Genomic DNA, 24,325 nt, shown 5'->3' on the forward strand with positions numbered 1-24,325 from the left:
TGTTCGGTGCGGTGTTCGCATCGGCGCGAATCAGCGACCATGCCTGGGTTCGGGCACCGGCCACGGTGGTGGTGGAGACCTTCCGTGCGGTTCCGATGCTGATCCTGATGTTCTTCTTCTACTACGGATCCCTGCAGTACGACCTCCGTTTGTCGCCGATGTGGGCGGTCGTGCTCGGGCTGACCCTCTACAACGGATCGGTGCTCGCTGAAGTCTTCCGAGCAGGCCTCGTGGCAGTCCCGGTCGGACAGCGAGAAGCCGCGTACGCGATCGGCTTCCGGAAGAACCAGGTCGTCCGGACGATCCTGCTACCGCAGGCAGTGCGAACGATGCTTCCAGCGATCATCAGCCAGCTGGTCATCCTGCTGAAGGACACCTCGCTCGGCTTCATCATCACCTACAACGAACTCCTCTACGTGGGGAGGCAGATGGGAGCTCGCCAGGAGTTCGGGTTCCCCTACATTCCGACGTACATGGTCATCGCAGTTGTTTACATCGGACTGTGCGGATTGCTGACCCTGCTGGCGAACCGGCTCGAGGCCAGAAGTCGACGGGCGGTCAAGACGGCGCGTTCGCCGCTCAGCAGTGATCCACCTGCCAATCGGGACACTGCACGACCGGACGACAAGATCCCAATGGGCAAATCTTGACACGTTGTCCCCCACCGGCGTGAACCGCGTGGCAGACGATGCGCTGGCCGATCAGGCGTCGGCCCGCGATCGAGCGCCTGGGTACGAGATCGGGAAGGTGCAAGGACTGATCGCGATGAACGATCCAACACGAGGCGAAGCTGCCGGCCAACCATGGCGTGGAGAGGTGTGCGCTGTCTTCGCCGCCGAAACGGCGGGTGTCGAAATGCACGCGGTGACCGCAGCGCAACTGGTTGCCGGTGTGGGTATGGACGGGGACAGGTACGCACTAGGCAAGGGCCACTACTCGCACCTGTGGCACCCCGACCGCCAGCTCACATTGATCGCCCAAGAAGTGATCGACGACGTCGCCCGTGCCATCGGTGAGCCGATCGACGGCGTCGAGTTGCGGCGCAACGTCGTCACCCGCGGCGTTCCCCTCAACTCGCTGGTCGAGAAGTACTTCGCCGTGGGGGAAGCCATCGTCTACGGCGGTCGGCTCAACGTGCCGTGCAGATACCTGGAACGGCTGATCGACAAGAAGGTGTTCGAGCCGCTGCTCGGGTGTTCCGGCCTCAACTGCCAGATCCTGCGTGGCGGCACGGTCCGCCCCGGGGACGTCGTGCGCCCTCTTCGCCCTGGCGAGGAGAACGCGATCGAAGTTCCTGTGGCTTTGGTGGGGAAGGACGCCGGATGAGTGTGCGGTTGTTGATGGCCGCTCGGCTGAAGGCTGAATCGTGGCCAGCGTCCGACGTCCGCGAACTGACCTTCGAGCCGGTCCACAGAACCGAGTTCCCTCCATTTATCCCGGGAGATCACGTCCAGGTGCAGCACCAGAACGGGACCAGGCGAGATTACTCGCTCATAGGGTCGACCAACGACCTTTCCACTTACCGCATCGCGGTTCGCAGGGAGAGCGGTGGCCGCGGCGGCTCAGTCCTGTTCCAGGACGAGTTGGCGCTGGGGGATCTGGTGTTCGTGTCCTACCCGCAAGGCGGCATGCGGATCGACTCTGCCGCTGCGCACCACGTGTTCGTCGCCGGCGGGATCGGGGTCACGGCAGTGCTGGGGCTGCTGGGCGGATTGCCTTGTGGAGCGTCGAGCGAAGTCCACTACTGTGTGCGCAACCGCGTCGATGCTGCCTACCAGGATGTCCTGGAGCACTCAGGTGCGAAGCTGGTCCTGCACGAGTCCAGTGCAGGTGGCCGGCTCGATGTGCTGACCTTCGTGAAGGACTTGCCTCGGGAGGCCACCCTGTACTACTGCGGTCCACCGAGTCTCATGGCCGCGATCGCCGACGCCACATCCCACTTCGACCCGACGCGCGTTCGCTGCGAGAGTTTTACCGGTGTGACAACCGAACCAGGGGAGAAGCTCGGCGAAGCTTTCGACGCCTGGCTGGTCCTGTCGAAGCGAGTGATTCGCGTCCCGGAGGACGAGTCGCTCCTGCAGGCGGTGCTGCGAGAGAACGTGCCCGTCGACTACTCGTGCGAGGGCGGTGCTTGCGGCAGCTGCGTCCTCGAAGTGGTCGACGGGGAGATCGACCACAGAGATCTGTGTCTGAGCGAGGATGAACGCAAGGAGGTCATGACCTCGTGCGTCTCACGAGGGCGCGGACCGATCTCGCTGCGGGCCTGACCGTGGGGCTGGTGCGGAACCAAATCCGTGCGGTCGGGCACTGGCGGTAAAGGACGGCAAGCGAACGGACATGGGAGGCGCTCCCCGGGCCGAATCGCGTCGACAAATCCGTCCCCTCACCGGTGTGGAGCCCGGGAAGTGGATCGGATGCCGGGAGGGAGTCGGCTGAGGAGCGGTCCTAGGCAGGTTGGTCCCGTGCCTGAGCGTATGAACACGGAACTCGGGAGCGCCCGGCTGAAGGTGACCACCGTCGTGGCCGCACAGTGGGGGTTGCCGGGCGCAAAGCTGGTTGTTGCCAGCGTTCTAGCCGATTTTATTCGCAACTACGCGTGGATGTTCAGCGCGGCGTTGATCAAATGCGTGTGGGCTTCCCCCGTGGGTGTGGACACTCTGATACTGGATCTTGAGGTCCAGGGGAAGGAGTGTCCCGGTTGGGACGGCCATCGAAGTTCAGCGACGAGTTCAAGCGTGACGCGGTGGAGCTGGTGCGTTCCACCGGTCGTCCGATCAACCAGGTCGCCCGCGAGCTGGGCCTGAGTCGTGAGACGTTGCGCAACTGGGTGCGGGCGGCCAAGCGACAGACCGAGGTCGGCGACGTCTCGGGGGCAGACGACGTAGCGGATAAGGATGCCGAGCTGGCCCGGTTGCGTAAGCGGGTCGCGGAGTTGGAGACCGAGAAAGAGATCTTGCGTAAAGCAGCCGCCTATTTCGCGTTAGTGCGAGAGTGATCGGCATCCGGTGGGGCTCGCTCGCTATTTTGCTGCCCCGGCCCGCTGGTGGCTTGTCCTGATGTGCGGCCCCGCCGGATCCCGCGCCGGGCGGTGGAGTGGCTTGATAGAAGCCCGCTGATCGCTCAACTAAGGCATGCCCCCGCTGTCCGTCGTGGAAATCCTTCAGGACAGCAAGGGAGATTCCATGGCAGTGCTGATCGGGGTGGACGCACACAAGCGGACACACACGCTGGTCTCGGTTGACGAGGTCGGCCGCAAGCTGGCCGAACGGACGGTCCAGGCTACGAGTGAAGGTCATCTGAACGCGGTGCAGTGGGCCGGCCAGTGGAGCGACGTCTCGTTCGCCGTCGAGGACTGCCGGCACATGACCCGAAGGCTCGAGCACGACCTGATCAAGGCCGGTTTCCGCGTGATCCGGGTGCATACCCGGTTCATGGCCACTGCCCGCCGGGCAGGCCGCCAGCCCGGTAAGTCCGACCCGATCGACGCCCTTGCGGTGGCGCACGCCGCCTTGCGTGAGCCGGACCTGCCGGTCGCGGCGCTGGACGGGCCATCGAGGCAGGTCAAGTTGCTGTCCGATCACCGCCATGATCTGATCCTGGAACGGACCAAGGTGATCAATCGGCTGCGCTGGCATTTGCACGAGCTCGACCCCCGGCTGACGATCCAGCCACGCGGCCTGCGCAGGTATTCCACAATGGACTCCGTTGCCGTCCGGCTGGAGGGCTTCAGCGGCACAGTCGCCCGCATCGCCAGCGACCTGCTTGCCCGGTGCCGGGAACTGACCCAGCAGGTTAACCAGCTCGAACGGGAACTACGCGACCTGGTTCGCGCGAGCGCGGCAAGACCTACTACGACGGGCTCATCGACAGAGGCAAGACCCGCAAGGAAGCACTACGGCTGCTGAGACGGCGCCTCTCTGACGTGGTCCTGCGAGCGCTGCGCGCCGACGAACGAGCACGCACTCAGCCCGCGACGAACACCGGTCAGGAGGCCGATTGACATAGAAGCATCCAGGAGATGGGTCGATGACTCACCGCTACCGGTTCATCTCCGCCCACCGTGCCGTCTACGGCGTCCAGCGGTTATGTCGCGTGCTCGAGGTGGCCCGCTCGGGCTTCTACGCCTGGCTCGGGCGTGGGCCCGCTCGCCAGGCGAGGGCCGCTGAGGAGGCTGAGCTGGTGGAGGCCATCGTTGAGATCCACACCGGGTCCCAGGGCACCTATGGGTCGCCTCGGGTGACCGCTGAACTCCGCTCGGCTGGTCGACCGGTGAACCACAAGCGTATTGAACGGTTGATGCGCGAGCAGGAGGTCGTGGGGCGCCACCAGCGCAGACGCAAGCGCACCACCATCCCGGATGCGGCCGCGCCACCGGTGGCGGACCTGGTGGGCCGGGACTTCGCCGCCCGCGGGCTGGATCAACGGTGGTGCGGGGACATCACCTACCTGCCCATCGCCGGCGGCGAGTACCTGTATCTGGCGACCGTGATCGATATCTGCTCTCGCAGGCTCATCGGGTGGTCGATCGCCGACCATCTGCGTGCCGATCTGGTCTGCGACGCCCTGGACGCTGCCGTGCGCGCCCGCGGCGGTGGGGTCGAGGATGTGATCTTCCACAGCGACAGGGGAACCCAGTACACCTCGGCCTCCTTCGCCGCGGTGTGCGACCGCCACGGCGTTCACCGGTCGATGGGCCGAGTCGGCTCCAGCTACGATAATGCTTTGGCAGAAGCATTTTTCGCGACACTCAAACGCGAACTACTCCACCATGGACGAACCGTGTGGGGCAGTGAAGCCGAGGCCCGACGGCAGGTCTTCCGCTGGATCGCCTTCCACAACCACCGGCGCCGGCACTCGGCACTGAACTACCTCAGCCCCACCGACTACGAACACCGGCTCACATCAACTACAGTGCAAGACCTCGCAGCATGAAACCCGGTGTCCACGCCCCCGGGGGAACCCCAGTTGGTTTCCACCGCGTAGACCGGGCCTGCCGCGCTCTCGCCGCCGACTGTTTGCCATTTCTGGTGGATCGGCCCGCTGCGCCAGTCGCCGGCGAGTTGCGCGGCGCGGTCGCGGACTGATCCGAGGGAGTTGTAGCCGAAGTTGCCGGGGCAGGTGGTTCTTCCGACGTCGCGGTGGGCGAAGATGGTGGGCAGCGTAATCGCGGTGCCCGTGGCGTATTTCGAGGTGCGGCCTCCGGCGCTGACGAGTGTGACGCTGCCGAGGGGATCGATGTAGCTGTTGGCGAGCTTCCACGCGATCATCTGCGACACGGATTCCAGCGTTGCGGCGCTGGACGGGATCGCGTCGTGGTTGCCGATCATCGAGATGCCGAAGACGTGTCGGTTGAATCCGCCGGTGTGGGCGCCGATGGTCGGCAGGTGCAGGCCACCGGTGCGGCCTTCGAAGCGATCGCCGGCTGGTGACCTCGCACTTTGCTGATTCGTCATGGACGTGGCGGTGAAAGGTGCGCAACACTGCCACGGTGCCCCAGCACTCGAGGGTTTTCGTCTCTTACGCCTCGCACGACCGAGCCGACGCTCTCGCGCTTCGCAGCCTGCTCGCTGGGCGCGGTTGCGAGGTCTGGCTCGACGTTTTTGATATCAATCCCGCTGGGCGGCTGCGTGCTGAACTAGTCGACGCGCTGCACCGGTCCGACCTGATCTGCGTGCTGCTGTCCCCGTCGTCGGTTGCCTCGACGTGGGTGCGGTTCGAACTGGATGAGGCGATCGCGGATCGGCAGCGGCTGTTACCGATCATCCTGCGTCCGTGCGACCTCCCTGCCCGGCTCGACGGACTGGTGTGCATCGACGCGGAGGACGGCATCGATACCGAGCACGTAGGCCTGCAGATCCTCCGTGCAGTCCTCGGCAATGACGTCGCATCCGGCCAGGAAATCGACGAAGCCTTCCGCCGGATACTCGCCGAGCGCGAGCAGGTGCTCGCCGGGTCGGTGGCGATGCGGGACATCGCCGAGCAGCTCAGGCGGGTCCGTGCGGAGCCGATCCGGAAGCTTGGCATCGCGCTGAATCCGTGGGCGATCCCGGCGTCACAAACACTGGAGATCCGGTTCGTCGTGGAGGAGGACAACTTGTTCACTCCGCCGGTGTCCTTCTTCTTCGCGCGCTTTCGGGAGGGCGCTGCGACCTGGCCGGCCGAGTTGGCGTTCGAGCAGCCTTCGCGCCGTGACTTCCGCACCGGCCAGGCCAGGGTTGACGGGAAGATGCGGTGGATGGAACGGGTCGCGCCCCTCAGTCAGGCGATCAGGGCGCCGGCCTTCGCGGGTGACCCCGCCCAGTTTCACCTCGAGTTCGACGGGGCCGACTGGAGGCCCGAAGGACTCAACCTACGTCGGAACTTTGAGCTCCCGTCCCTGGCCGAGCTGACGGGGAACCGGGCGTGCTTCCAGGTCATCCTGCATGATCAGGTGCGACGTGCCAGCGTGTTGATCGATTCGGAGAAGACCGACCTCGACATCGAGGTCACGGCGACGTTGCCCGGCGAGGCCCGTCATCAGCACGTGCATCTGCGGCTGTTCAAGACCGGCCATGACGCGCTGGAACGGCTGTTGCTCGGCTCTGGCTACCTGTCCATGCGTGAGAGCCCGGTGGAGCGCGAGGTTCTGCTCGGGCGCTACCCGCCTATTCGCGGACGCCCACGACATGGTGAGGAAGAGCGCGGTGCACGCGAGCGACGTCTCCGTGCAGGGGCGGTATACGACGAGGCCGACCTTCGCGATGCCGCTCGTGTCGCGCTGCTCGACGCCAAGATTTTCCGCAACCGCGGAGACGTTGCGGCTACGGACGCGGAGTTGTCCAAGGCCATCGACCGCATCTCCCCGTTCGTGCGCAACGGCGAGGAGCCGGATCCCGATGATGTCGAGCTGGTCTGCGAGGCATATTTCGGCAAGGCCGAGGTCATGGCGACCATTCGGCGGTACGACCAAGCACAGGTCTGGGGCGAGCGGATCATCGAGATCCGCAGACGTCAGGCGGAGAGACGCCCGTACGACTCGGCCAATCACCGCCGGCTTGCCTTCATGCTGCGGCTGCACGCGGAGGAAAAGCTGAACTCGGGCGACCCCGCCGACGCGTCCCCACTGCTGGTGGAAATGGCCGGCCATGCGCGGCAGGCATTCGCGGTGACGCGAGATCTTCGCGACGCGCGCGAACTCGTGGACATCCTCAGACACGCGATAGCGCTGGCGGAGCGCGCGGCGATCGTCGGCCTGCCGATCGCCGAGTGGACAGCCGAGATCGAGCGTTTATGCGTCGACGGGCCCTGAACGACGTCAGCCGCGCTTGGCGCGCACGCCGCAGGGGTGCTTGCCCGAAGATGGCCTCCATGGCGGCAGCGATGCGGAACAATCTGTTGGTCAGCTCGCGGAATGACAGGTGGCGGTGACGCGCTGGACGGTGTCGCGCAGGTGCGCGCGGGCTTGCTGCGTACGGGAGTCCAGGATGGTCACCTGGATGGTGAAACGAGGGCGTCCTCCGGCGGTGTCGGTCCAGCCGTAGCGGCCGGCGATCTCGCGCAGGGGCGCGGCGGTCTGGGTGGCGCGGGGGCCGTGGTCGAGGCGGGGGCTACGGGGAACTTCCCTCCGAGACAGCCCGCCGGAGGTAGAGCCGCCGTAGGCACAGCCACTCAGATCAACCGCGAGCAAACAGTCCAACCGTGCTCTGTCTGGTTTGTGTTGCTGGTAAAGACACGTTCCTGGCCAATCCGGACACACGGACTCCCTTCCGTTCTCCGGATTTGTTGGTTAGTCATGGGTATGTAACAGAACTTGCCACGAGAAGTAGTGATTTGCGGTTGGTGATGATGCATGACTCAAGTTCTTCGAGACCCCGCTGAGGTGGAGCCTCGCGCGGTGACGGTCGCTGTTGCTGCGACGATGTTGTCTCTGTCGCCGTGGCAGGTCAGGAAGTTGATCGCTGACGGGAAGCTGCGGGCGCGAAACACCGGCAAGGCCTACATTATTCCGGTCCGCGCCATCAGTGAGTTCTTGGATGGTTCGGATGCGCCGATGCGGCACCCTGATTCGACTTGATCAGCTCGGGCTGTCGTGAGTGTTGGTTTTCTGGTGCGGTCGGCGAACGCTGCCGCCATCGAACGTTGGCGGCTGGCGATCCATCGGTGTTCGGCGGTGTTCTCGTGCGTGGAGATGCCGTTCGAGTGTGTGGGGAGCGATGTGTGTCCGAGGGTCTTGTCTCGTTCGGTTCTTGAGCGGGGGCTGGGCGGTCTCGCGACGGGGGAGTGCGTGATGGCGGAGATCGGTGATCGGATTGCCGTTCCGCGAGGGGTGTACGACCGCCTCCTCGCAGATGCCGCGGCCTGGAGGGATTTCGCGGAGCGGTTGCACGACGAGTTGCTGGTGCTGGCGCGGTTGATCGAATCTCCGCACCTGCGTGAGCTGATCCGGGACTGGTTTGAATGGGAGAGGCGTAGTCGCATGGTTCGGTCGTCTCATGCGATCAGCGCCGTAGCGGACTGGTCGTTGCTCGCCGGCGTTCCCACGTATGCCGACCTGCAGCGTCGGCGTGCGCAGCCTGGGGAAGTCGCTGCTGAAGCGCGCCGGCGTCGTGGGGAGTACGTCGGTGGTCCGGTGGATTGGCATACGGGGTTACCGATCCGTGTGGACTGCGGTCGGTCAGCATGAGGTATGGGAGGGAGAATTCGGATGCTGCTTCCTGGTACGACCCGGCCGATGGCGTGGTGTATCCCGCCGGGAACACGGTGAACGCAGCGTTGGAGGAAAAGGCGCGGCGAGAACAACAAGACCGCGAGGCCGCGAAGGTCCTCAGGATCGACGGCGGGAGGCCGACGGAGCCGGTGCGCCGTGTCGCATGGCGCAAGGCCAGCGATTTCGACATCAAGCGACGCAAGTGGGCTTGGCAAGACCGTGTTCCGCTGGGGGAGGTCACGTTGTGGGTCGGTCATGCCGGCATCGGCAAATCGCTGGCCGCCGCGTGGTTGTCGGCCCAGATCACCCGTGGAGCTCTTGCTGGTGAGTTGCGTGGCAAACCGGCGCCGGTCATGTATCTCGCTACGGAAGATTCCTGGGAGCTCTCCCTGGCTCCTCGGCTGCTGGCTGCGGGAGCGGATATGGACAACGTGCTTGCGCTGCATACCGAGACCTTCGTCGGTGAGGACATTGCTGAGGGAACGCTGTCGCTTGCTGTGGACATCCCTTCCTTGCGTCAGGCGGTGGAGAAAACGGGAGCGCGTGTGATCGTGCTCGATGCCCTGCTATCAGCCATGAGTGGGTTCGATCTGGCCAAGCAGGGGATCGTCCGGTCGTTGTTGGAGCCGTTGTCCAGGCTCGCTCAGGACCTGGCGGTGGCGGTGGTCGGTGTCGCTCATTTCCGGAAATCTGGAGGTACCGAGCCGTTGCTGATGATTTCCGGGTCCGCGGAGTTCGGGCAGGTGGTGCGATCCGCGGTGGGGTTCGCCCGCGACCCTGATGCGGAAGACGGGTCGTGTGTGATGTCGATGATCAAATCGAACGTCGCGTCGCTGAGGACTCCGTCTCTGCGGTACGTCGTCGCCCCGGCTTCGGTACGCGCCGAGGATGGGCTACCGACTGAGGTGGGGCGGTTCGAGCTCGTTGGTGAATCGGACCAGGACGTGTCGGCGTTACTCAATCACGGGCCGGTGTCGGCGGATGAGCAGTCGGAGCGGTCGGAGTCTCGAGCGTGGTTGATGGCGTATTTGCGGGACTGCGGTGGCCGTGCTGAGGCTGGTGACGTGATCCGGGCTGCCGAGGCGGCCGGCCTGTCGAAGGACAAGGTCAAGAAGGCGCGGGTGAAGATCGGCGCCAAGACGGAGAAGGTGGGCTTCGCAGGGCGGTGGGAATGGGTTCTCCCCGAAGGTGCCGTAGAAGGTGCCGAAGATGCCAGAGATATAGCGCAGGCACCTCCGGCACCTTCAGGCACCTTCCAGACCTTATGCGCGGGTGCTTGCGGCCTTCCGCTCGGTGACGAACCGGACAACCAGGGCGGCTTCCACGCCGAATGCCACCCTGTCGGCAGGCAGTGATGCGTCGGTGTGCCGCGTGCGGCAACAGAATGAAGCTTGAGGGCGCCTACCACCCGTGGTGCGACCCGGAGGTGCGTGCGGATTTTCGGAACGTGGTCTGCTGCAGGGTGTGCGGGGAGCAAGTGAAGGAGCTGACGGACGACGGTGAGTGCGGCTGGTGCCGCGATCGACGCACTAGGTGAGTTGCCTGCTCAGGCGTCGGGCAACGGCCTCGGCGGAGGAGCGAGGGAGTTGCGCTACACGGCCTGGTTGCTGCACGACTACGCGGAAGATCAAGAGGGAAAGGTGATCAAGGCGGCGGAGGCAGTACCGGGCCGCGCGTTTGACCGTGCTCGTCAGTTCTTGATTCCTTCATCTCGGCGATTGTTGGTCCTGACTTTCCGTTCAGGGGATGGGATGCCAACCTGGCCAGGGTCGGCTTCCGTGTTCGCCGCGTAGGCAGGCGAGTCGGTGGGCAAACTGGGGCTGGATAGCGGGGTTTGTGCTGGCAATCTGTGCTGCCATAGTGGTCATTCGCAGCTCGCGGATGTCTCGTAGTACCTCGAAGCCATCCCACTCTGTGACGTCGTATCCGTAGATCTTGCAGTAGGCAAGCCATGCTTCGGAGTCGATCATTTGCGTTGTGACGTACCCGACCGCCGTCGACACGAGGTCCCACTCAGGAGGCCCGAACGAGCAGCGTTCGAAGTCATGGAGAACGGGGCCGGCCGCTGTCAACGCGACGTTTCCCCGCCATGCGTCCCCGTGGACCACACGTCGGGTCATACCTTCCGGCAGGTCAGCGTAGGCGCTTTCAAGCTCAGACAGCCGTTGGCTCATCCACGCACGATCACCCGAGGGCAACGCGCGTGCGTTGTCGATCCGATCCGCCAGACGGACGAATGGAGCCAGTTCGGGAAGGCTGAACTGGGGAGTCGGAAGGCTGTGAAAGTCGCGGAGCACCGTAGCGACGTCGGAGGTCGTTCCTTGGGTGTGTGGTGGCAGCTCATGCCAGAACGTGACCGCGCGACCGAAGGCGGCGACAGGCTGTTCGACGTCGCGAAGAGGGCGCACGGCAGCCACGCCGTTATCCTCCAGCCAGGTGGCGACTTTGATTTCCTTTGCTGCCGCCGCGTCTTGGCCTGACCGTGCGATGCGTGCGACTACACCGTTGGGAAGACGGAAGAGAGCGTTTTCGCCAAGCCGGATCACCTCGGCGTCGTCAGCCCGCAGGCCGACCCGGGCGCTTGCTGCGTTGAGCACTTCTGCAAGAGACAAGCCGTTCATGCCGTCGCCACCGCGGACCCGATCCGGCTGCAAAGCTCGGCGACCTCGTCGAGGTGCACATGGGGCTTGCCGACCCGGCGAAGTTCCCTGAGATCGTCGGCAGCTCGCCGTGACTTGATCGGCCCCGCCGCCTGAAGTGCTTGGGTGCCGAGTTGAGAGGCCTCGGTTGGGTCGCCGGCGACCATCGTCAGAGATGCGAGCTTTGTCAGACTGATCGCACGTGATCGAGCGTGGGCGTCGGCGTGTGCAGCCACAGACGCAGCGAGACGGCTTCGAGCCTCCGTGATGAACTGTCCGCGCACCCCGAGTTCCCACAACGCATGTCCTGTGTCACCAGCATGTTGGGCAGCGTCGTAGTACATCATCCATGGTGGGTTCTCTACCGGGTTCGCGTTGCTGAATGAGTCATCGGCGAGCCCGACCGCGGTCAGGGTGTCCTGAGTCCGACCGAGCTTTCCGAGAGCACGGGCTCGGGCGGTGTGCAGCATGGCGCGTTCAGTCGGTACGAGCCGGTCGGCTCGAACGAGTGCCAGTTCGGTGTAGGTCAATCCTGCGTCAGGGTCTCCACACCAAATCGCCTGCCGTGCCATCGAGGACAGGACTTTGGCACGCAAGTGCCAGTCTCCGGCCTCCTCGGCGCACGCCAGCGCAAAGCGGAACATACGGCGGGCATCGTCGTGGGCGTAGGCGTCAAACGCCATAAAACCTGTGACGTGAGCTAGATACCCAACCGCCGACAACAAGTCATTCCGAACTGCTGGAGCGCACCGTCCGTTGAGAAGCTCCGCGGAATAACGCAGTTGCGCGGCTACGGCTTCCCGGACCAGGCCACCCCCGTAGCGCGCATCCCAGCCGCCGAAGGCTTGGGCAGCGGCACGAACGTCCGCCACCTCGGACGCGCCAACGACGGATGGAACTGGAGTCGGCTCGCTAGGGGCGAGCATGTTGAGGATCGAAGGGCCGACTAAGGCGGCAGTGCTGACGCCGACGGCCGCACGCAAGAATTCCTGACGGTCCACGTCTGCCACCGTAGAACGGCTGCGTCGAGGACGTCGAAACCCCAACTCCCGATCGGTACGGACTCCGAGTACCGCGCGTAGTCCTGCGCGCCGGTCGGCGTCCTGTGGCCATCTGATCTTTCCCTGTTCAAGCTTGCCGATGTAGTTCGCGTTCAGCGCGGTCACGCGAGGTGGGTTCGTGTGCTCGTAGACCCACGTGTTGACCAGGTCGGCAAGCTCTTCGCGCGACAGCGGTTCGCCCGTTGCGTTCGGTGACTCGGAGCGCTCACGAGCGCGGCGAAGTAGATCGTTCGGCTCAGACACGGTTGTTCTCCTCGAAGGGCAGAGCGTGCCCATGTTTGCACAATGAGTAACCGACGTCACGCTCGAAGCTCCCGGCTATCCTCCCGCAAACATCCCCTTGACAACCCAGTTATGCACCGTTCCGGTGCCTCCACGCCACCGGCAGAGTCGGCTCCATGTCGGGATGTCGGAAAGCGGAGACGGAGGTTGCACAGGTGCGATGGGTGCGTAGGGGGCCGGCGAAAGCGGTCGCGGCAGGGGAGGCATCAGTGCGATGACCAATCTGGTGAACACCATCCTTGAGCTCCGCATGCTGCCGGCGTGGCTCGAACAGCACATCCAGGCGATCGACGACACACGTCGAGCTGGATACAGGTTTCTCTACCTTCCGAACTTGGAGAACCTGACGATGTTGCAGGCATTCCACCTGGCGCATGGAGCCACTGACTGGTACTGCGCGGGCTCGGCGACGGAAGCGATCGGGGCTCGGTTCGTTCTGGAATTCGGTCGGCCGCGCCAGTTGTGGCAGGCGTGCGGTTCGGTCACTGACGTGATCGGCGAGCTGCTGCAACTGCCGCCGCACGGTTCCCCGGGTGCCCCGCGTCTCGCGCTTTCGGGGCCCAGCGACCTGTGGGTGCCCTCGTTTGCGCGGTCGTCGTTCGGTGGCATCGGGCTTTCCTGACGCCGTTGCGCGGCGATTGCGTTCCAGTAATTGGGTTTTCTAAGACGGCGGCGGGCGGCGCCGATGGCTTGTGACCGCCGGACCGAGCTGCCTCCCCGCGCGTATCGGGTGACTCCTTTGTGCGCAGGGAGGTCTTAAACCCGGCCGGGATGCCGGTGCCCCCGTCTCGGCGTCCCGGCCGTTCTCAAGAGGAGGGAATTATGTTGGAAGGGCTGAGAGAAGTCTCGTGTCGCGATCGCGCGGGCCGGGAGAGCGACGTCGTGGTCGGTCACATGTCCTCGGCCGTGTGGCTGCGTGTGGCCGGTGAGGAGCGATTGCTCGACCTGACGCAGGCCAAGGCGTTGCACGTTGCGATCGGCATTCAGGTCGCTGCCCTGCAGACCGTTCGCCGTGAGGCGGTGCGGGGATGAGCGATCTCGTATTGCCCCTGATCGTCGTCGCGGCTCTCGCCGTTGCACTGGGAGCGGGTTTGTGGTGGCTGCTGGTCGGAGTGGAGTCGGAGCAGCCGGAGGGAAAAGAGTGAGCCGCCCGCGTCTGCCGATCCGGTTGTCCTCCATGGAACCGGCCGAGATCGACGACTTGACGTGGCTGGCGAGCGCGACCGAATCCGTGATTCACGCCTGCGGCCCCGGAGGACACCTGCTGTGCGGGCACAAGGTGGTCGACGAGCCGGAGACCTGCACCGGGTATCTCCCGGCATCCCGCTGGCCCGGTCATCAGCCGCACCTTGCATGCCTGGCCGCCGCTCCGGCGTGGGTCGACGATCTCGTCGAGCCGCGCGCCACTCGCCCGTTCGGCGAAGAGGAAGCGGTTACGGGGCGGCACGCCATCGAGACCGTGACAACCCTGCGGATGCAGGGTCTCGCGCAGGGCATCAAAGTGTTCGAGCGCGCGATGGCCGTGCCGCCGCCAGGACCCGCCAACGAAAACGGCCCCGGCAGTTCCACCCTGCCGGGGACGCGAGCGGAGTCTAGTCGGACGTCGACCGCGGAGTCGACTGCGCCGTACGAGCTCGGGGAGGTCGCGTGACGACGCTCCGCGGTAGCCGCGGCTTCACGCCCAGCTTCTCCAAACTGCGCGAAAAACCTGCGTCGCGCCGGATGGTCCGCTACGCCTGCCCCAAGGGCCACGAGTTCGAGATGCCGTTCGCTGCCCACGCAGAGGCGTCGCCGCGTTGGGCCTGCCGCCAACACGGCGTCGAGTCGACGTGCATCGACGGTGGCGAGCTGGAGCAGACGAAGGCCAAGCCGCCCCGAACCCACTGGGACATGCTGTGGGAACGGCGAACGCTCCCGCAGCTGCAGCAGCTGCTCGATGAGCGGCTGGCGCTGTTGCATTCGCGCACCGAATAGCGCCCTCAGCTCGGTCTGGCGACGAAGCCCCCCGAGTCGCCGGGTCGAACCTGGGCACCCGCACAACGAAGTGCGGGTGCCCAGGATCTAATTGCCAGAAGGAAAGAGTAGTGTTGTCAAAGAAAATAGTCCCATGGCAGAGAGTAGTTCTCCTGAGTTATCTGTGGGAGACGCTGTGCGTGTTCAATCTGTTTATTTATCTTCGCGCGGACAGAATTGCTCCTTGTCAAGCGGCTTGGTGGTGGGTAGTCGTGGCCCACTCCATCGCTTCGGTCGTACTTGCGGTGGCCATTCAACTATTCCAGGTGAACTGGCTTCGAATCGTCCTGGCTGCAATGGGGATCGTAAGTGTTTTCCTTGCGATCTACGCGGGCCTGCATGCTGCAACCTTGGAAATGATCCTGCAAATGGTCCTTGTGGGTTCAGTTCCTTGGCTGTTTAATCTGGATCGAGGTTCCGTGAAGTCGCCTGATCGGCCAGGTGTCGATGCTGCCGAGGAAGCGATGTCGCACGAGGGGGCGCAGTGAAATACGTGCTAGCTGCCGTCCTGCTTTATGGTCTGATCGTGGTCTCGATGCTGGTTGGTGCCGCGTCTACCGTGGCTGACATGGACAAAAAGATGGCCTACGTTCGACCGACGGTGTGCGAAGCCGGGGTCTAGGTCGGCCGAATTTCGCGACTACATGGAGTCGGCGCGGGGGAGAGGCTGCAGTGTCTCCGCGCCGAGCCCTGAGGAAGAGGAAATGAAAGTTAGTCAGCTCAGGCGCATCAGACTGCGACTGAACGGCAACAGATCACGATTCAATCCGCGGCATTTGCGGTATGTTACCCCAGCTGAGGAGCTTATTATTCTTGGTGTCGCCAGCGGGTGTCGCAATTCGGAAATTGCGGACTCTCTGGGAATCTGTACCTCTTCCGTTAAAACGCACGTGAAAAACATTCTTGCGAAGTTTGACCTGCGTGGGCGTGCAGAGATTGTGGTCGTTGCTTACGAGGTGGGGCTCGTGGTTCCGGGATGGGTCGCCTCCGCTGAATTCGTTCGCAAGCCTCAGGTTGGTCGAGAGTATTACCCCAGTGAGGTCTCGCCGAAAGAGAGGCCGCTGGTGCCGCTGCGTCCATAACGTCGCAGCCCTTTGCGGAGAAGGATTTCATGTTTCGTTTCTTTGCGCGCTCCCCTCGCGGCTACGCCACACCGTTCGTGCACGTGCGAAAACCGCCACAACGATGGCTCGTGACCGCTATCGCTGTGGTCGCCGCCGAGATGACCCTGACTCTCGCTTTGGTTCTTTACGGTGAGATCGCCGCACTTTTCGTGGTTCCGTTCCTGGCTGTCGCCGTCACACACGGCATCGTCCTCGTCGAGTCGCGCACCTACGCCATCGGGCGTGACTGGATTCGGCGCGGATTTCGTGCTGTCGGCTTGGACGACCTTCGTTCAGCGGACGTCGTCCGGGGCAGCGTGGTACTCCGGGACGGCCGGGGGTACGTGCGTTTCCCCGTGAGCGTGTTGCGTGCCGAATTGGAGTTCTGGGACCCGATCGACGCAGCACTCTGCCGGTCGGAGGACACCGAGGTGTCCAAAGCGGTGTGCGACCTCCTTGACGAGCTCGCGGAGGCAGCAGCGTGAACCACGGTCCTCGCGCATGCTCACCGAGGCTTTACCCGCCTGCGTGCGAGCTCTCGCGTGGCATCCGGCGGTGTCCTGGCACTGAGGGGCCGGTCGGGTGAGCAGTCGACTTGATGAGGCGGCTGCTCGGCTGCAGCGGCTTGCCGACCAGTTGCCCTACGCCGTGGTGCACGGTGTCGGCGACGAGTTGGAGACCGTCGCGGAGCTCGCGAACGAGCTCGTCGCCGATACGGACCATGCCGACCTCCTCCCGGTGGTGCACAACGTGCGCGCCGAGATCGAATCCACAGGGACCAGCGGACTCGACAGCGTGCGAAAAGCGTTGCAGGACACCGCTCACGCGATCCGGAAGGCCAGCAACCACGCCGGCTCAACGTCCAGCCAACCGGCGCCTCCCACCAGCCCGACAAAAGCGCACAAGCTGGCGGGAGCGAAACGCCCCCGCCACAACCGCAAGGACCTTGAGCGGCAGTTCTGCGCGCTGGAAGCGAAGGGCTGGGCCATCCAGAAGACCACTAGTCACTGGACGGCCTGGTGTCCCTGCGGGAAGCATCGAACCGGCTTCAGCTCCACGCCTTCAGGCCAGAAAGACATGCACCGCGCGAACGCCGCGCTGCGACTTGACTGCACAGGAGAAAGCTCATGACCTCGCCCCCAACGCCATCGACCTTTATCGCGTTGGTACTCCACTACACCACCGACACGGTCACCGGCGACGACCTGCATACCTTCGTCGAGCGTGTCACCGAGAACTGGATTGGCCTTGTCGGCACCAACGACCACGGATCATGGGTCGATCTCGAAGAGCGGCTGATCAGACTCGAAATGGCGCACCCCGACGAGGAGATCGGTGTCACTATCGCAACAGGTGCAGCGCTGCGCCTCCGAGCTTCGTCGTTCGGTGTTGAAGGCGTCCGCTTCGACGGCAGGTGGACGATGGACGTCGTCCTCGACGCGGGCCCCGACGATGAGCGCGTCACCGCGTACCTCCACACCACGAGGGAACGCAACACCGCCTACCGGGCTGAACGCGAGTACGAAACGCGTGACACGGCCACCGAGCCGTGATCAGTGACCGCGACGGACAACACCGGATGGCCCAGCGAGCACAGGCATACCGCAGCAAGCTAGCTGACGGTTTTCCATGCAGTACAAAGGAAAATCTCCAGCACTACAACAGAGGCTTCACTCAGACGTGGCTAGCTGACGGACTGTCCAGTGTTGTCCAAACATCGGGCGCGCAGAACATGGTCACGTTCATCCATGTGAGTAGCGCCAGCAGCCCGCGTGAAGCCGTGAACCGGATGTGGACCTATGTCGACGGCGTTGTGCGCACCGGTCCCCGTGTCGGCGTTGTGATCAGCTCGATCGACGCGCGCACCGGGGAAGGCGATGAAAGGTGAGCCCTACACCTGGAACAGCGGCAACTGCTCTTCCGCCTCCGTGCTACAGAAGGCAGGCGATGGGATGAGATCGCAGTCTTATTTCCCGACCGGAGCTTGCAGTCACTCCGAAATCGCTACTTCGCCGACCGTGAAGCCCGCACAATTCGGCGCAGCGCCGAAGAAGCCGACGTCACCGAAGTTACGAGCAGCCCGGTTCGATCCACTCATCGTCGCCGAGCGCCTCCATGAACGCCACCAACTGATCTGCTACGAGGACAGGAAGAAAGCCGAAATGTCAGACGTGAGCCAAGCAGCCGCCCAACTGGAGGCGCTGGCGGACTCGCTTCCTTACGGTGCGGCGCAAGTTGTGGCCAACGCCTTGGATGAGATCGCGACCCAAGCCAGCAGCCTGGTCGCCGAGACCGGTCACGCCGACGTCGTCGGCGTAATCAACAACACCGGAAACCAGATCGCCGAGCACATCACCACCCAACTCGGCGCGCTGGCCGCGCAGCTGCGAGACAAAGCCACCGCAATCCGGACGTAGACGGCGCTTCAAGACCAATCCGCCACCCACAGCCGACAAGTTCTGTTGCAGCAGAAGGAGAAACGTGCCCGGTATTGAAGAAGTTCGTGCGGCAATCGCTCTGGTGAACCAGAAGATGCAGGAAGGCATCGCCGCCCTGCAGCAAGGCAACCTCGCGCTCGACGAGGCGCGGGCGGCCTTGGTGCCGGCCACCCAGGGCAGCACTCAGGAGGAGATGCAGCACGCGCACGGCTCGCTCGCCGAGGTGATGCAAGTGATCAGCAGCGTGCAGGCGCAGATCAGCGCCACGATCAACGCCACCGAGGGCTACGCGGGCAGGCTGTGACGATGGCACCCCGCGATGCCCGGCGCGGATGGCTTTCGAGCGCTGCGCTACTTGCCGCCACGGTCATGGGGTGCAGTAGCCCGGCCGCCGATCCGACAGGAGACCGGTTCACCGCGCTACCGGACATCTGCGGCCTGGTCTCGCCGGCGACGATTCACGCATTCGTCGGCGAACGAGCCCGGACCGACCCCTTCGACATCGAGGACACCGGCTCCTGCACTTGGATCCACCGGAACCGGGACGTCGATACCGAAAACACCAAGCCGTTCGAGCGGGTCCTGTCGTTGAACGTCGTCGTGCACCGCACCGTCGGCACGGCATCCGGCTCCGATACCGCGAAACTCCACCAGCGGATGCAGTCCGACGACATGCCAGGCGCGCTCACCGATGAGCCCGGCATCGGTGACGGCGCCATGCTCTACGCCCTGGACGGGCAGAGCGACGCCATCATCACCGCAGACAACCTCTATCTCTGGATCACATACTCCGGGCGCGACTTCAACCCCGTGGGCGAACCCGTCTCGATTTCGCGGCAGCAGGCGACCGAGGTCGCGATCTTGACGGCCCGCGAGATCACGCAGCGCCTAGAACGGCTTCCAAGATGACTACTCGCCAGAAGCAATGCTCCAGCGAATCTCTAATTGCCCTTTCGTACCAAGGCACGCACCCCACTGGCCGGTCCAACACTGGAAGAGGGTATTGTCGACGATGCGATGGCGGCAGGCCAGGCGTACGCAGATGCACTGACGTTGTTGACCGAGGCGCAAGACCGCCTTACTCAGGGGCATACGGCCGCCGCTCGTTACCGCGACGAGAGACCCTAGTAGTCGTTTGCCACGGAGAACTACGCGTCGTGCGGCATCCAATGGTGACCCTGCACCTGGTTTCCGCGGTTAAGGCCCTGAAAGCCTTGGGCAGGCCCTAAAACCGGACCAGCGCGTCCGCCATTCCTTCCGTGCTGGCCCTGGTTATTGAACCCGATCCGAACCAGACGACATCGAGGTATCCCATGTCGACAGTGCTCATGACCGGCTCAACCGCCTCGGGTAGCGCCGTCCACGATGCGTGTGGCGGTACGAATCCGATGCGGCGGGTGGTCGTTACCGGTGCTGCTGGGTTTATCGGTGGGCATCTCGTGGAACGGTTGGTCAGGGCCGGGGTGCTGGTGATCGGCGTTGACCGGCGAGATCCGGACCGCGATGTCGCCGCCGCGGCGAATGTGGAGGCTGTCCGGGCGGCGCCGAACTTTGTGTTCGTCCCGGCTGATCTGGCCCACTGCGCGGTGGAATCGCTGGTGTTGGGCGCCGACGTGGTGTTTCACCTGGCCGGTGTGCCGGGGGTTCGGCCCTCGTGGGGGCTGGGGTTCGCGGAGTACGCCGAAAGCAACATCGTGGCGACCCAGCGCTTGATGGAAGCGGCCGTGCGGTTGAAGGTCCCGCGAGTGGTGCTGGCGTCCTCATCGAGCGTGTACGGCCGGACCGGTGGTGCCGCGTCACCGGAGACCTCTGCGACGGCGCCGTTGTCGCCGTACGGGGTGAGCAAGCTGGCCGCCGAAACGCTGTGCCTGGCGTACGCGCGGCGAAGCGACTCGGCGACAAGAGTGTCGGCGTTGCGCTACTTCACCGTGTTCGGGCCGCGCCAGCGTCCGGACATGCTGATCGGCCGGGTGCTCTCGGCTGCACTGGGTGGCCCGCCCGTGCGGTTGTTCGGTGCGGGCGACCAGCGACGCGACTTCACCTTCGTCGACGATGCGGTGGCGGCCACGCTCACGGCCGCCACCGCCCCAGTAGCGGGTGTGTTCAACATCGGCGGCGGCCGGGCGGCCAGCGTCGCCGATGTTGTGCGTATCGCCGAAGACATCACAGGTACCCGCATCCCAACCCGCCCCGTCGCCGCCCGGGACGGTGATGTGCCCGCCACCTTGGCCGACCCGACCCGCGCTCGTGAGGAGCTGGGGTGGCAACCGCGGGTGAATCTGGTCGAGGGCATGACCCGGCACTGGCAGTGGCTCAACGCCCAAGCCGGCCACGCCGAAGCCGCTTCCTGACGAAAGGACCTGATCAGTGCACACATTGTCAGCAGGATCGGCCACCGAACTGTTCACCGCGGCCTGCCGTTGCCTTCGTACGCACGGTTCAGCGGTGGCGCCCCGTGGATTGGCCACCACTGAACTCCTCGGCACGCACCTGCACTTGACGCGGCCGCGGTACCGGTTCGTTGATGAGGCCCCGGCAAGGGTGATCAACGCCGCGTTCGCGGCCGCCGAGGCGGTCTGGATCCTGTCCGGATCCGACGAGCCGTGGATCTTCGACTTCAACAAGCGGCTGCGCCGTTTCACCGACCACGGCCGCCTGCAGGGAGCCTACGGGCCACGGCTTCGGAACTGGCAGGGACGGGATCAGCTGGACACGGTGCGGCGGGTGCTGGAAGACGACGACCAGTCTCGGCAGGCGGTGATCCAGCTGTTCAACCCCGCTCGTGATTTCTCCGGCCACCGTGATGTGCCGTGCACCTTGGGCTATCGCTTCTACATCCGGTCCGGGCGGCTGGTCATGTTCACCACGATGCGCAGCCAGGACACGTGGCTGGGTTTTCCCTACGACATCTTCACCACGACCTTGCTGCAGGAGCTGCTGGCTGGATGGCTGGGCGTCGGCCTCGGCGAGTATCACCACCTGGTCGACTCGCTGCACCTCTATGACGACCACCTGGCCTTGGCCGAAACACTCGACACACTGCCCGTGGGCCACCAGGCCGAGGCCGGGGCGCAGCTGGATCTGCGGGTGCCGTGGGAGGACTTCGACACGCTGCTGGCCCAGATCACCGCAGGGGAACTCGTGGGCCACGCTGGTTGGGATGACTTCGCGATCGTGCTGGCCAGCTACCGCCGCTGGAAGGCCGGTGATCGCGACAATGCCCGAGCGCTGCTGACCGGCTCGGATCAGCTGCTGTCGGCCGCGCTGCGCCGGTGGTACGAGCTGCTGGAATCCGAGCCGCACCGGATCGCGTCCGCACCGGCCACGCCCAACGCGCGCGGGAGGCTGGCATGAGCCGATCGGTTCCGAGCGTGGTGCTGGGGCTGTGCGCGTTCACGCACGACTCGGCCGCCGCGCTGCTGATCGACGGGCGCCTGGTGGGCTTTGTCGAGGAAGAACGGCTTTCCGGCGTCAAACACGACCGTTCGTTTCCCCAGCACGCGGTGCAGTGGCTGCTGAGAGAGCAGGGCTTGAGCGCCGCCGATGTCGATGAGGTCGCCTACAACTTCGTGCCGGCCCGCTACCTGCCCGCCGCGCTCCCGGCCCCGGCGCGACTGGTCCGCGACCCGCGTCGGGCGATGGCGCGGTCGCGGTCGTTCGTCAAGGTCGCCGCCCGCACCCACGCCCGGCTGGCCGAGTTGCGTGCACGGTTCCCCTGCGCCGGGTTGCGGGCGATTCCGCATCACCGTGCCCACGGGCTGTACGCCTTCGCCGCATCCGGTGCCGACGACGCGGCCGTGCTCATTGTCGACAGCCTCGGCGAGACCGAGACCACCACGATCGCCTCCGCACACTACTCCGACGGTCGGCTGGTCTTCCGGCAGCGTGAGGCGCTCACCGACCCTGCCTCGCTGGGATACGTCTACGGCGCGGTGACCGAGCACCTGGGATGGCGCCGTGGTGATGAGGAAGGCACTGTCATGGCCCTGGCCGCGCTGGGCGACCCGACCCGGTTCCGGCAGCTGCTCGCCGACGCGGTGCGCATGACCAGCCGCGGGTTCACTGTCGACCCGCGGCTGATCGCGCTGCGAGTGCTCTCGGGGCGCACGCAGCGGCTGACTCCGGAATTCATCGCCCGCACCTGTCCACCTCGGCACAGTGACGAGCCGGTGACCGATGTGCACCAGGATCTGGCCGCGGCTCTGCAGGAGCGCACGGAGCAGATCATGCTGCATCTGGCCCGGCGGGCACGGCAGGCCACCGGAGCCTCCACGCTGTGCGTCGGCGGAGGTGTGGCGATGAACTGCGTGAGCATCGGCCGAATCGCCGACGCCGGAATCTTCGAGGCCGTGACCGTCCCGCCCGCACCCGGTGATTCCGGCACCGCCATCGGGGCTGCGCTGGCTTCCTGGCACCACCACAGCGGGCACATGGCCACCGGAGCCGGAAACGCCTGCTACCTCGGCCCAGCCTTCGGCGGCCTCACCCTGCCCACCACGCCACGGCCCGGCGCCCGCGCCCGACGGCTGCACCACCGAGCCCGCTACCTCGCCGAACAACTCGCCGCCGGCCGCATCATCGGTGTATTCACCGGAGCACTGGAAGCCGGTCCCAGGGCACTGGGCCACCGGTCCATCCTGGCCTCACCGCTGGATTCGTCGGTCGTCGACCGGCTCAACAGCACCGTGAAATACCGCGAGCCGTTCCGGCCGTTCGCGCCGGTCATCCTCGCCGACAAGGCATCCGACTACGTCCGCCTCGGCGCACCCTCGCCGTTCATGTCACGAGCGCACCCCGTCACCGACCTGGCGCGGGAGCGGATCCCCAGCATCGTGCATGCCAACGGCACCGCTCGCGCGCAAACCGTCGATGCGGCCCAGAACCAGTTCCTGACCGAGGTGCTCACTGAGTTCGCCGCACTCACCGGCACCCCGGTGCTGATCAACACCTCGCTGAACGTCAAAGGTAAACCCATCTGCGGCACCCCGGAGATGGCGCTGGACTGCTTGGCTGATTCCGGAATCGATGCGCTGCTCCTGGAGGACTGGTGGGTGGTGCGCCAGTGAAGATCGGCTACAGCTTCTGGGGATTCCTCGGCGCCGGGGTCACCGACACCCCAGACGGCGGGCGCAGCCACCGCCGCACCCTCATCGACGGACTGCGCGAGGCCGGGCACGACATCGTGTTCCTGCAAACCAACCGCGACCTCACCGAAGCCGGGACCGACCTGAGGCAGACCTACCGCTGGGACACCGGGTTCCCCGAGATCGACGCGCTGTTTCTGGAGTGGCGCTGGCCCATCGCGGGCCGCAACACCACCCCGTGCGGCGCACCCGGGCACACCTGTGACCTGCACCGGCAACAGCAGCTGGTCGAGCATTACACGCAGCACGGTCTGCCGACCCTGCTCTGGGATAAAGACCAGCAACTCTCCGCCGACGACCCGTTACGCGGCCATTCCGCGGTACGGGTGTGCGAGCCAGCGCTGTACCCGAGTCAGGGGGCACACAGCCTGCTGTTCCCAGTCGCCGACGACACGCTGGACACGGTTGACCCCTCCGAACTCGCGCGAGGCCGGAGGTCATGGCCGCTGTTGTATATCGGTAACCAGTACGGCCGTGACGAGGCGTTCGGCACCTACTTCGCGCCAGCCGCCGCCGAGCACCATCACCAGGTCGCTGGGAAATGGACAGACACCGACCGGTGGCCGCACGTGCATTTCATCGGCCGGATCCCGTTCACCGCGGTGGACCCGATGTATCGCGATGCGTTGGCGACAGTGCTGCTGTTGCCGCCGCGCTACGCCGCCAACGGCCAAATGACCCAGCGGCTGTTTGAAGCCGTCCTCGCCGGATGCCTGCCGCTAGCCCCGGCCACCATCCGCGGGGTCGAGCGCTACGTGCCGGCCGACCTGCACATCACCAGCGGCCAGCACGCCACCGAGCTGATCAGCGAACTGCGCCTCACCGGGACAGCTCGGCACGCCGATCTCCTGGCCGAGTGCCTGCACCACCTGAAGGTCTTCCGGCTACATCACCAGCTGGACGTGATCGACACGCTGCTGAGCCAGTCCCGACGGATACCACCGAGACTGCCACGGTAA

General features: G+C 65.1%; 29 protein-coding genes and 1 pseudogene. 27 read left to right on the forward strand and 3 right to left on the reverse strand.

Features of this window, described 5'->3' with window-relative positions; genetic code table 11:
- The 6 genes and pseudogenes from E1288_RS35630 to E1288_RS35655 all read left to right on the forward strand — a co-directional run.
- Nucleotides 1-650, forward strand: a 650-nt coding sequence (locus tag E1288_RS35630; protein WP_132493091.1) for an amino acid ABC transporter permease, incomplete at its 5' end; no start/stop codon positions are given.
- A gap of 4 nt (nt 651-654) precedes the next feature.
- The gene (locus E1288_RS35635) at nt 655-1,326 is read left to right on the forward strand and encodes an MOSC domain-containing protein (protein ID WP_235884049.1); all 672 of its coding nucleotides are present in this window, start codon (nt 655-657) and stop codon (nt 1,324-1,326) included.
- Nucleotides 1,323-2,267 (forward strand): PDR/VanB family oxidoreductase, encoded by a 945-nt coding sequence (locus tag E1288_RS35640; RefSeq protein ID WP_132493092.1) that lies wholly within the window; start codon nt 1,323-1,325, stop codon nt 2,265-2,267. The genes E1288_RS35635 and E1288_RS35640 overlap by 4 nt, the downstream gene beginning before the upstream one ends.
- Before the next feature lie 431 nt (nt 2,268-2,698).
- Nucleotides 2,699-2,995 (forward strand): transposase, encoded by a 297-nt coding sequence (locus tag E1288_RS35645; RefSeq protein ID WP_165968435.1) that lies wholly within the window; start codon nt 2,699-2,701, stop codon nt 2,993-2,995.
- A 187-nt stretch (nt 2,996-3,182) separates the two neighbouring features.
- Nucleotides 3,183-3,905, forward strand: a complete 723-nt coding sequence (locus tag E1288_RS35650; RefSeq protein WP_207954737.1) for an IS110 family transposase — start codon at nt 3,183-3,185, stop codon at nt 3,903-3,905.
- Between the two features lie 124 nt (nt 3,906-4,029).
- Nucleotides 4,030-4,932: pseudogene (locus tag E1288_RS35655) on the forward strand (IS3 family transposase); the annotation flags it as partial.
- Here the strand turns inward: E1288_RS35655 and E1288_RS35660 are convergent.
- A complete protein-coding gene (locus tag E1288_RS35660) occupies nt 4,884-5,453 on the reverse strand; it encodes an N-acetylmuramoyl-L-alanine amidase (protein ID WP_132493095.1) in 570 nt (189 codons plus the stop codon). The pseudogene E1288_RS35655 and the gene E1288_RS35660 overlap by 49 nt on opposite strands.
- A gap of 17 nt (nt 5,454-5,470) precedes the next feature.
- On the opposite strand from E1288_RS35660, the gene E1288_RS35665 reads away from it, so the two are divergent.
- The 4 genes from E1288_RS35665 to E1288_RS35680 all read left to right on the forward strand — a co-directional run bounded on the left by E1288_RS35665 (nt 5,471) and on the right by E1288_RS35680 (nt 10,041).
- Nucleotides 5,471-7,288 carry a toll/interleukin-1 receptor domain-containing protein gene (locus E1288_RS35665; RefSeq protein ID WP_132493096.1) on the forward strand — a complete coding sequence of 606 codons (1,818 nt, stop codon included), beginning with the start codon at nt 5,471-5,473 and terminating at the stop codon, nt 7,286-7,288.
- Between the two features lie 585 nt (nt 7,289-7,873).
- The gene (locus tag E1288_RS35670; protein ID WP_132493097.1) at nt 7,874-8,053 is read left to right on the forward strand and encodes a helix-turn-helix domain-containing protein; all 180 of its coding nucleotides are present in this window, start codon (nt 7,874-7,876) and stop codon (nt 8,051-8,053) included.
- Nucleotides 8,054-8,266: 213 nt separating this feature from the next.
- Entirely contained in the window at nt 8,267-8,662 is a 396-nt protein-coding gene (locus tag E1288_RS35675) for a hypothetical protein (RefSeq protein ID WP_132493098.1), read from the forward strand.
- Between the two features lie 77 nt (nt 8,663-8,739).
- A complete protein-coding gene (locus tag E1288_RS35680; RefSeq protein ID WP_235884050.1) occupies nt 8,740-10,041 on the forward strand; it encodes an AAA family ATPase in 1,302 nt (433 codons plus the stop codon).
- Between the two features lie 384 nt (nt 10,042-10,425).
- On the opposite strand, the gene E1288_RS35685 is transcribed toward E1288_RS35680, so the two are convergent.
- Both E1288_RS35685 and E1288_RS35690 read right to left on the reverse strand, forming a co-directional pair.
- Complete coding sequence (locus E1288_RS35685) at nt 10,426-11,307, reverse strand: phosphotransferase enzyme family protein (RefSeq protein WP_132493100.1); 882 nt, start codon at nt 11,305-11,307, stop codon at nt 10,426-10,428.
- Complete coding sequence (locus E1288_RS35690; protein WP_207954738.1) at nt 11,304-12,629, reverse strand: XRE family transcriptional regulator; 1,326 nt, start codon at nt 12,627-12,629, stop codon at nt 11,304-11,306. The genes E1288_RS35685 and E1288_RS35690 overlap by 4 nt, the downstream gene beginning before the upstream one ends.
- A 253-nt stretch (nt 12,630-12,882) precedes the next feature.
- Between E1288_RS35690 and E1288_RS35695 the strand changes: the two genes are divergently transcribed.
- From E1288_RS35695 to E1288_RS35770, 17 genes are all read left to right on the forward strand, one after another.
- Nucleotides 12,883-13,290 (forward strand): hypothetical protein, encoded by a 408-nt coding sequence (locus tag E1288_RS35695; RefSeq protein ID WP_235884051.1) that lies wholly within the window; start codon nt 12,883-12,885, stop codon nt 13,288-13,290.
- 200 nt (nt 13,291-13,490) lie between these two features.
- Entirely contained in the window at nt 13,491-13,700 is a 210-nt protein-coding gene (locus tag E1288_RS35700) for a hypothetical protein (protein WP_132493101.1), read from the forward strand.
- 109 nt (nt 13,701-13,809) lie between these two features.
- On the forward strand, nt 13,810-14,319 hold the full coding sequence (locus tag E1288_RS35705; protein WP_132493102.1) for a hypothetical protein: 510 nt from the start codon (nt 13,810-13,812) through the stop codon (nt 14,317-14,319).
- The gene (locus E1288_RS35710; RefSeq protein ID WP_132493103.1) at nt 14,316-14,642 is read left to right on the forward strand and encodes an RNA polymerase-binding protein RbpA; all 327 of its coding nucleotides are present in this window, start codon (nt 14,316-14,318) and stop codon (nt 14,640-14,642) included. Before E1288_RS35705 ends, E1288_RS35710 begins: the two co-directional genes overlap by 4 nt.
- 179 nt (nt 14,643-14,821) lie before the next feature.
- Nucleotides 14,822-15,169, forward strand: a complete 348-nt coding sequence (locus E1288_RS35715; RefSeq protein ID WP_132493104.1) for a hypothetical protein — start codon at nt 14,822-14,824, stop codon at nt 15,167-15,169.
- Between the two features lie 216 nt (nt 15,170-15,385).
- Nucleotides 15,386-15,763, forward strand: a complete 378-nt coding sequence (locus E1288_RS50565) for a response regulator transcription factor (protein ID WP_165968436.1) — start codon at nt 15,386-15,388, stop codon at nt 15,761-15,763.
- A gap of 125 nt (nt 15,764-15,888) precedes the next feature.
- The gene (locus E1288_RS35725) at nt 15,889-16,269 is read left to right on the forward strand and encodes a hypothetical protein (RefSeq protein WP_132493106.1); all 381 of its coding nucleotides are present in this window, start codon (nt 15,889-15,891) and stop codon (nt 16,267-16,269) included.
- Nucleotides 16,270-16,366: 97 nt separating this feature from the next.
- Nucleotides 16,367-16,915 (forward strand): hypothetical protein, encoded by a 549-nt coding sequence (locus E1288_RS35730; RefSeq protein ID WP_132493107.1) that lies wholly within the window; start codon nt 16,367-16,369, stop codon nt 16,913-16,915.
- Nucleotides 16,912-17,337 carry a hypothetical protein gene (locus E1288_RS35735; RefSeq protein WP_132493108.1) on the forward strand — a complete coding sequence of 142 codons (426 nt, stop codon included), beginning with the start codon at nt 16,912-16,914 and terminating at the stop codon, nt 17,335-17,337. The genes E1288_RS35730 and E1288_RS35735 overlap by 4 nt, the downstream gene beginning before the upstream one ends.
- Before the next feature lie 179 nt (nt 17,338-17,516).
- Nucleotides 17,517-17,672 carry a hypothetical protein gene (locus E1288_RS47435; RefSeq protein ID WP_165968437.1) on the forward strand — a complete coding sequence of 52 codons (156 nt, stop codon included), beginning with the start codon at nt 17,517-17,519 and terminating at the stop codon, nt 17,670-17,672.
- Nucleotides 17,662-18,201 (forward strand): hypothetical protein, encoded by a 540-nt coding sequence (locus E1288_RS35740; RefSeq protein WP_132493109.1) that lies wholly within the window; start codon nt 17,662-17,664, stop codon nt 18,199-18,201. Before E1288_RS47435 ends, E1288_RS35740 begins: the two co-directional genes overlap by 11 nt.
- Nucleotides 18,202-18,265: 64 nt before the next feature.
- Nucleotides 18,266-18,526, forward strand: coding sequence for a hypothetical protein (locus tag E1288_RS35745; RefSeq protein ID WP_132493110.1), 261 nt, complete (start codon nt 18,266-18,268; stop codon nt 18,524-18,526).
- Between the two features lie 2 nt (nt 18,527-18,528).
- A complete protein-coding gene (locus tag E1288_RS35750) occupies nt 18,529-19,131 on the forward strand; it encodes a hypothetical protein (protein ID WP_132493111.1) in 603 nt (200 codons plus the stop codon).
- Nucleotides 19,132-19,610: 479 nt separating this feature from the next.
- A complete protein-coding gene (locus E1288_RS35755) occupies nt 19,611-20,573 on the forward strand; it encodes an NAD-dependent epimerase/dehydratase family protein (RefSeq protein ID WP_132493112.1) in 963 nt (320 codons plus the stop codon).
- Nucleotides 20,574-20,667: 94 nt separating this feature from the next.
- On the forward strand, nt 20,668-21,576 hold the full coding sequence (locus E1288_RS35760; protein WP_207954740.1) for a thymidylate synthase: 909 nt from the start codon (nt 20,668-20,670) through the stop codon (nt 21,574-21,576).
- Nucleotides 21,573-23,288, forward strand: a complete 1,716-nt coding sequence (locus tag E1288_RS35765) for a carbamoyltransferase family protein (RefSeq protein ID WP_132493114.1) — start codon at nt 21,573-21,575, stop codon at nt 23,286-23,288. Before E1288_RS35760 ends, E1288_RS35765 begins: the two co-directional genes overlap by 4 nt.
- Nucleotides 23,285-24,325: a hypothetical protein gene (locus E1288_RS35770; RefSeq protein WP_207954741.1), complete on the forward strand. Its 1,041-nt coding sequence runs from the start codon at nt 23,285-23,287 to the stop codon at nt 24,323-24,325. Before E1288_RS35765 ends, E1288_RS35770 begins: the two co-directional genes overlap by 4 nt.

It is taken from the genome of Saccharopolyspora elongata, assembly GCF_004348985.1.
Taxonomy (GTDB): Bacteria; Actinomycetota; Actinomycetes; order Mycobacteriales; family Pseudonocardiaceae; genus Saccharopolyspora; species Saccharopolyspora elongata.